Genomic DNA, 6,029 nt, shown 5'->3' with positions numbered 1-6,029 from the left:
TTCGTCGTCCTCGGCGTCGAGGTCGACGGGCTCGAACTCCTCGTCCTCCTCGGCGACGTCGTCGGCGTCGACCACGTTCTCCTCGGCGGCCAGCAGCTCGGCCTCGGCGACGGCGACCGCGGCCGCGTCGACCTCGGGCGTGCTGACGACGCTGTCGATCGCGTCGAGCACGTCGTCCCAGCCCTTGACGATCGCGGCGCCGACCTGATCCCACAGCTCCTCGCCGTCGCGGCCGGCGAACGTGTTCGCCCCGCTGACCAGCGCGCCGAGCACCGGGTTGGACCCGAAGAACTTGGTCACCACGTCGAGCTCGCACACCTCGCCGATGTTGCGCACCATCGCCAGGGTGTCCTCGAGCTCGGCGACGGCATCGACGTCCGGATCGCCCGCGGCGAGCTCGGGCACGGCGACCAGGTCGAAGCTGAAGTTCTCCTCCGGCTCCAGTTCCGCGGCCGAGAGCCCGGCGATGATCGCCCAGGCGGGGTGGTCGACGAGGTCGTTGTCGGTGTTGGTGCGGATGAACGCCGCCAGCTCCGCAACGGACTCGAAACCGTAGAGGTCGTCCTCGTGACCGAGGAACGCCTCCCACTCGTCGTCACCGTCGCGCCAGCGCGGTGCCCACAGGGTGACGAGATCGCCATCGGTCAGACCGAGCTCGATCGGGACGATGTCTCCAGAAGCCATGACGCGAAGCCTATCGACCTTCAGCGCCGGGCACTATCCGGCCCGGGTGCTAATTGCTCAGACCCCTGCGGCGCGGACCCGGTGAGCGATTCGTTCAGTGTCGCAATGACGTTGGAACGTGCCGCACCGGCGCTCTCGGTGGCCTGTTTGCACGCCGCCAGGATCAGCTGCGCGGCCTCGGCGGGCGCCAGCGCCGTGATCCCCTCGTCCAGGGACAACGCGACCAGTGCGCCGTCGCTGTTCACCTCGGCGGTGACCAGTCCGTCCTCGGTGGTGAATCGCCCGTTGACCTGCTTCAACCCGTACAGCGCCGCCTCCAGCGCTTCGAGCTTGCCGGTGACACCGGCGACCAGGGCATCCATTTCCGCACTCACAGTGGCCTCATCCAACTCGTCTGACCGGTGTCGGCGTCGTCGATGCGATCGAGCTCGTCGACCGCCTGGCGCCGGGTGGGCAGGTTCATCTTGTCCAGCAGCTGGTCGGGGATCTGCGCCTGCTCGCTGTAGATCTCGCGCAGGCGGGCCGCGGCGGCGATGGTCGAGCGCCGGGTCAGGCGCAGGATCTCATCGGCGAGTGCCTGCGCACCGTACTGGTATTCGCTGCGCTCGAACTTGATCGCGATCGGCAAGCCCATGCTGGTCGCGCGGACCGAGATCGTGCCCGACCGGTTGGTGCTGACCGCGGACTCCACGTTGGGAACCTCGGGGATCGGCGTGCCGGTCATGCGGTGGGCCTGTAGAAGCCGTAGAACTCCATGCCAATGTTCTCCGTTCGGATGGAACTGATCGAGACCGGGTCGCCTGCCTCGACGAGCTGCCCGTTGCCGACCACCATGGCGACGTGACCGTCCCACACGGCCAGATCGCCCGGCTGCAGGTCACCGGGGGATACCTGAGGATGTCCGATGTGCTGTTCCTGCGCGAGCCGGGGCAGCTCGACCCCGGCTTCGCCGTAGGCGTACTTGGTGAGCCCGCTGCAGTCGATGCCGGAGCCCGGGGTGTTGCCGCCCCACACGTACGGAGTGCCGACCGCGCTGATCGCGGAGCGGACCGCGGTCGCGGCTTCCTCGTTGGGCGCCTCGACGGTGCTGCCGTCGGGCAGGGTGATCTTGACGCCGGTCCCGTCGGACCCCGTCGACGATCCGGACGACGACCCCGTCGAGGTCTTGCCGCCGTTGTTGGTGGTGCCGTTCGTGGCCGACTTCGAGCCGCTCGACGTGCTGCTCAGCGCGCTCGACAAGCCGGAGGAGACGGCGCTGAGCACCGAACCGCCGGTGCCGGACAGCAGGCTCGAGGCCGACGACGCGAGGTTGGTCGCGCCCGAGGACACGCTCGCCAGCGAGGTGCTCGACGGGGCGGGGGTGAGTCCTTGGATCGACGCGGTCTGGGTGCTCAGTTCGTCCTGCACCCGGCTGACGACGCCGAGGCCCTGACCGATGTGGTCGATCGCCGAGCTCACCACGGCGGCCAGGCCGACGGGGGTGCCGAGGGTGGGACTGAGGGCGGACACATCGCTGAGGAAGGAGTTCACGATGGTGTCGAGATCCTTCTGCCCGGTCTCCACGTAGGCCGCGGCCTGATCGAGCACCGTCGCCATCTCGTTGCCCGTGTCGGACAGGGTGGCCGAGGAGGTCTGCACGCGCAGCGCCTTGGAGGTGGCGGCGTCGACCGCCATGCCGTCCCACGCGGTGTTCACGTTGTTGATGGCGTTACGGCCGAGCTCGTAGATCTGGTCGAGATTGGTCGAGGTCGAGCGCAGGCCGTCGGACGCGCCGCCGGTGCCGAGCACGCCGGTGCCGAAGCTGGACAGCAGGTCGAGGAGCGGTTGGGCCAATCCGCTGACGTCGATCATGCGCCCGCGCCGATGTCGCCCGCGGCCGAGTTGAGCGGCGCCGCGTTGTTGAGGTCGGTGTCGACGAGCGTGGTGGCCGCGCTCGCGGTGGCCACGCCCATGCTCGCCATGACCGCCGACAGCTGGCCGATCGCAGCCACGTGGCCCGCGTGCGCCGCCGCGTAGGCGGTGACGAAATCGCCGCCGATCAAGCCCATGATCGGGCCGAGGAGGGTGGGATCGGAGGCGACCGAACCTGCTGCCGCCGTTGCCAGATCGGTGGCCATGACCTCGGCCGTCGCGCTATAGGCGACGATACCTTCGGCATCGGCCGACATCTTTCGCATCGAACTTCCCCCAATCCTCGAGTTCCCGGGCAGAGTATGTCACTCACTTGCTTCGACGCACCGGGGCCGCATTCGGTTCCCTCGACCGCAAAAAATATCCCCAGCGGTCGTACCCCGGAGCGCCTGGCGACCCTATCGTTTTTTCATGCGCACCGACACCGTCGACCATCCGCTCGCCGCGACCCTGCTGAGCATCATGCGGGATGTCCGCACCGACAACGCTGCCTTCCGCACCGCATTGCGCGACCTCACCGGCATTCTCATGTACGAGGCGCTGCGTGACGCGCCGGTGGCGCGTGCGCCGATCGACACGCCGGTGGCGGTCACCGAGGGCGTCCGCCTGGCCGCCCCGCCGCTGCTCGTTCCGGTACTGCGCGCCGGCCTCGGCATGGTCTACGCCGCCGCCGAACTCGTGCCTCAGGCCAGGGTCGGCTTCGTCGGCATCGCCCGCGACGAAGAAACCCATCAGCCGGTGCCCTACCTGGAATCGCTGCCCGCCGACCTGACCGGCCTGCCCGTCTTCGTGCTCGACCCGATGCTGGCCACCGGCGGTTCGATGCGCTACACCCTCGAACTCCTGGTCGCCCGCGGCGCCACCGACATCACCGCGGTCTGCGTCGTCGCCGCCCCCGAAGGCGTTGCCGCCCTGGCTGACTCGGGCCTGCCGGTCCGCCTGGTCACCGCCGTCATCGACGAGAAACTCAACGAGAACGCCTACATCGTCCCCGGCCTCGGCGACGCGGGCGACCGCCAGTTCGGGCCGCGCTGAGTTCTCAGCGGTCGCCGAGGGACCGGCAGTAGGCGGCCAGCTCGGCGAGGCGGTGGGTGGCGGTGGTGCGGGCCCGCGGGAGGGCGGTGGCGTCGGGGACCGGGGCGAAGACTTCGAGGTAGCACTTGAGTTTCGGTTCGGTGCCCGATGGGCGGACGACGATGCGGAAGTCGTCGGCGTCGAAGATCAGGGCGTCGGTGCGCATGCGGCCGCGGACCTGGGCCTGGTCGGTGAATTTCACCGGGGTGCCGGCGATTTCGCTGGGCGGGTTGGTGCGCAGGGTGGCGGCGAGGGTGCTCGCGGCGGCCTGGTCGGGGAGGCGTAGGGACACCTGGTCGCCTGCGTGCAGGCCGAATTCGACTGCGTAGGAGTCGAGTTCGTCCTGGAGGGTGCGGCCGTCGGCCTTCAGCAGGGCGACGAGGTCGGCGGCCGACACCGCGGCGGAGATGCCGTCCTTGTCGCGGACCGTGGCCGGGTCGACGCAGTGGCCGATGGCTTCCTCGTAGGCGTAGACGAGGCCTTCGCCCGCTCTGGCCAGCCATTTGAAGCCGGTGAGGGTCTCGGCGTAGCGGGCCGAACGTGCGGGGGCCAGCTTCGAGAGCAGGCGCGAGGAGACGATGGTGGTGGCTACCAAGGGGTCCGCGGTGGCGGTGCGTAGCACGTAATCGGCCAGCAGTACACCGGTTTCGTCGCCACGCAGCATGTGCCAGCCGTCAGGGCCGGGCACGCCGAGGGCGCAGCGGTCGGCGTCGGGGTCGAGCGCGATGGCGAGATCGGCGTCGACCCGCTCGGCGAGCGCCAGCAGCAGGTCGGCGGCGCCGGGCTCCTCGGGGTTCGGGAACGCGACGGTGGGGAAGTCGGGGTCGGGGGCGAACTGCTCGTCGACGACATGGACGTCGGTGAATCCGGCCGCGGCCAGTGCCCGTACCGCGAGCTCGCCACCGACGCCGTGCAGCGGGGTCATCGCGATGCGCACCGGGGCCCGCCCGCCCTCGCCGCCGAGGACGCCGGGCAGTTCGGCGACCCGCGCGAGATAGCGGTCGACGAGCTCGGCGCCGGAGGGGGAAACAGATTCCCGCGCAACAGGTTCGACGACCGCGTCGATGCACCGCTCGATCTCGGTGTCGGCGGGCGCGATGAGCTGGGAGCCGCCGTCGAGATACACCTTGTAGCCGTTGTCGGCGGGCGGATTGTGTGAGGCGGTGATCTGCACGCCCGCCACCGCACCCAGCTGCCGGACGGCGAAGGCCACCACCGGTGTCGGCACCGGTTCGGGCAACAGCGTCACCGGGAAGCCTGCCGCGGTGAAGATCTCGGCGGTCGCGGTCGCGAACTCGGCCGACCCGTGCCTGGCGTCGCGCCCGACGACGACCGCACCGCCGCCGAGACAGCGCTCGCGCAACCAGGCCGCGACACCGGCCGTCGCCCGCGTCACCGTGGTCACGTTCATCCCGTCCGGGCCTTCGCGCAGCGGTCCGCGCAGGCCCGCGGTCCCGAAGCGCAGCATCTACACGCGCTCCAGGATCCCGCGCAGCAGCTTGCCCAGGCGAGGCGCGGCGGCCTGGCCCTCGGCGAGCACCTCCGCGTGCGACAGATGCTGACCGGTGACACCGGCCGCGAGATTGGTGACCAGCGAGATGCCGAGCACCCTGGCCCCACGCGAGCGCGCCTCGATCGCCTCGAGCACCGTCGACATGCCGACCAGGTCGGCGCCGATCGTGGCCAGCATCCGGATCTCGGCGGGCGTCTCGTACTGCGGACCGGTGAGCCCGGCGTAGACGCCCTCGGTCAGGCTGGGGTCGATCTCCCTGGCCAGGGCACGCAGTTCCGGGTCCCAGGCATCGACCAGGTCGACGAATCGGGCGCCCTCCAGCGGCGTGCGCGCGGTGAGATTGAGATGGTCGGCGATGAGCACCGGCTCACCGACCTGCAGACCGGGCCTGATCCCGCCGGCGGCATTGGTGAGCAGCACGATATCGGCGCCCGCCGCGATCGCCGCCGTCACCGGGTGCACCACCTGCTGGGGCGTGTACCCCTCGTACAGGTGCTGGCGGCCCATCAGCAGCAGCACGTTGTTGTCGTTCACCGACACCGAATGGACCATCCCGCCGTGGCCCTGCGCGCTGGGTTTGCCGAAGCCGGGTAACTCCGGCATGGCGATCGAGGCATGCGGCGCGCCGATCTCGGCCGCTGCCTCCTGCCACCCCGATCCCAGCACCACGGCCACGCGATGACGCGGCACTCCCGTACGTTCGGCAATCGCCTGAGCGGCCTGTTCGGCAAGCATGGGCTGAGTCTATGTCTTTGGAGCGCTGGCGCGCTCGAGGTCGCGGCCCCGCCGGTCCCGTCGGTCAGGCACCGCGGCTTGCTCCTTCGTCGCCTACGCCGCGGCACCTGAC

Annotated in this window: 7 protein-coding genes and 1 pseudogene; 1 reads left to right on the top strand and 7 read right to left on the bottom strand. The window is 70.2% G+C overall.

Annotated features, from left to right (window positions below; genetic code table 11):
- The 5 genes and pseudogenes from ACFWPJ_RS22195 to ACFWPJ_RS22175 all read right to left on the bottom strand — a co-directional run.
- A pseudogene (locus ACFWPJ_RS22195) lies at window positions 1–684 on the bottom strand (primosomal protein); the annotation flags it as partial.
- A 20-nt stretch (window positions 685–704) separates the two neighbouring features.
- Window positions 705–1,058 (bottom strand): YbaB/EbfC family nucleoid-associated protein, encoded by a 354-nt coding sequence (locus ACFWPJ_RS22190; protein ID WP_378854196.1) that lies wholly within the window; start codon window positions 1,056–1,058, stop codon window positions 705–707.
- On the bottom strand, window positions 1,055–1,408 hold the full coding sequence (locus ACFWPJ_RS22185) for a hypothetical protein (protein WP_378854195.1): 354 nt from the start codon (window positions 1,406–1,408) through the stop codon (window positions 1,055–1,057). Before ACFWPJ_RS22185 ends, ACFWPJ_RS22190 begins: the two co-directional genes overlap by 4 nt.
- Window positions 1,405–2,535 (bottom strand): C40 family peptidase, encoded by a 1,131-nt coding sequence (locus ACFWPJ_RS22180; protein ID WP_378854193.1) that lies wholly within the window; start codon window positions 2,533–2,535, stop codon window positions 1,405–1,407. The genes ACFWPJ_RS22185 and ACFWPJ_RS22180 overlap by 4 nt, the downstream gene beginning before the upstream one ends.
- Entirely contained in the window at window positions 2,532–2,861 is a 330-nt protein-coding gene (locus tag ACFWPJ_RS22175) for a type VII secretion target (RefSeq protein ID WP_378854191.1), read from the bottom strand. Before ACFWPJ_RS22175 ends, ACFWPJ_RS22180 begins: the two co-directional genes overlap by 4 nt.
- A 145-nt stretch (window positions 2,862–3,006) precedes the next feature.
- Between ACFWPJ_RS22175 and upp the strand changes: the two genes are divergently transcribed.
- Window positions 3,007–3,630 carry a uracil phosphoribosyltransferase gene (gene upp / locus ACFWPJ_RS22170; RefSeq protein ID WP_378854189.1) on the top strand — a complete coding sequence of 208 codons (624 nt, stop codon included), beginning with the start codon at window positions 3,007–3,009 and terminating at the stop codon, window positions 3,628–3,630.
- Between the two features lie 4 nt (window positions 3,631–3,634).
- On the opposite strand, the gene ACFWPJ_RS22165 is transcribed toward upp, so the two are convergent.
- Window positions 3,635–5,137 (bottom strand): phospho-sugar mutase, encoded by a 1,503-nt coding sequence (locus tag ACFWPJ_RS22165; protein WP_378854187.1) that lies wholly within the window; start codon window positions 5,135–5,137, stop codon window positions 3,635–3,637.
- Window positions 5,138–5,917: a purine-nucleoside phosphorylase gene (locus ACFWPJ_RS22160; RefSeq protein WP_378854185.1), complete on the bottom strand. Its 780-nt coding sequence runs from the start codon at window positions 5,915–5,917 to the stop codon at window positions 5,138–5,140.
- Window positions 5,918–6,029 lie beyond the last annotated feature (112 nt).

Origin of the sequence: Nocardia sp. NPDC058497, assembly GCF_042720195.1 — a bacterium.
Lineage (GTDB): Bacteria > Actinomycetota > Actinomycetes > Mycobacteriales > Mycobacteriaceae > Nocardia.
The sequence above is the reverse complement of the archived record's forward strand: the minus strand, read 5'-3'. Positions and strand labels throughout refer to the sequence as shown.

Bases quoted from the DNA above. Each gene is read 5' to 3' on its own strand.
- ACFWPJ_RS22185 (WP_378854195.1), bottom strand. From the start codon at position 1,408: ATGACCGGCACGCCGATCCCCGAGGTTCCCAACGTGGAGTCCGCGGTC.
- ACFWPJ_RS22165 (WP_378854187.1), bottom strand. From the start codon at position 5,137: ATGCTGCGCTTCGGGACCGCGGGCCTGCGCGGACCGCTGCGCGAAGGC.
- ACFWPJ_RS22175 (WP_378854191.1), bottom strand. From the start codon at position 2,861: ATGCGAAAGATGTCGGCCGATGCCGAAGGTATCGTCGCCTATAGCGCG.
- ACFWPJ_RS22160 (WP_378854185.1), bottom strand. From the start codon at position 5,917: ATGCTTGCCGAACAGGCCGCTCAGGCGATTGCCGAACGTACGGGAGTG.
- ACFWPJ_RS22180 (WP_378854193.1), bottom strand. From the start codon at position 2,535: ATGATCGACGTCAGCGGATTGGCCCAACCGCTCCTCGACCTGCTGTCC.
- upp (WP_378854189.1), top strand. From the start codon at position 3,007: ATGCGCACCGACACCGTCGACCATCCGCTCGCCGCGACCCTGCTGAGC.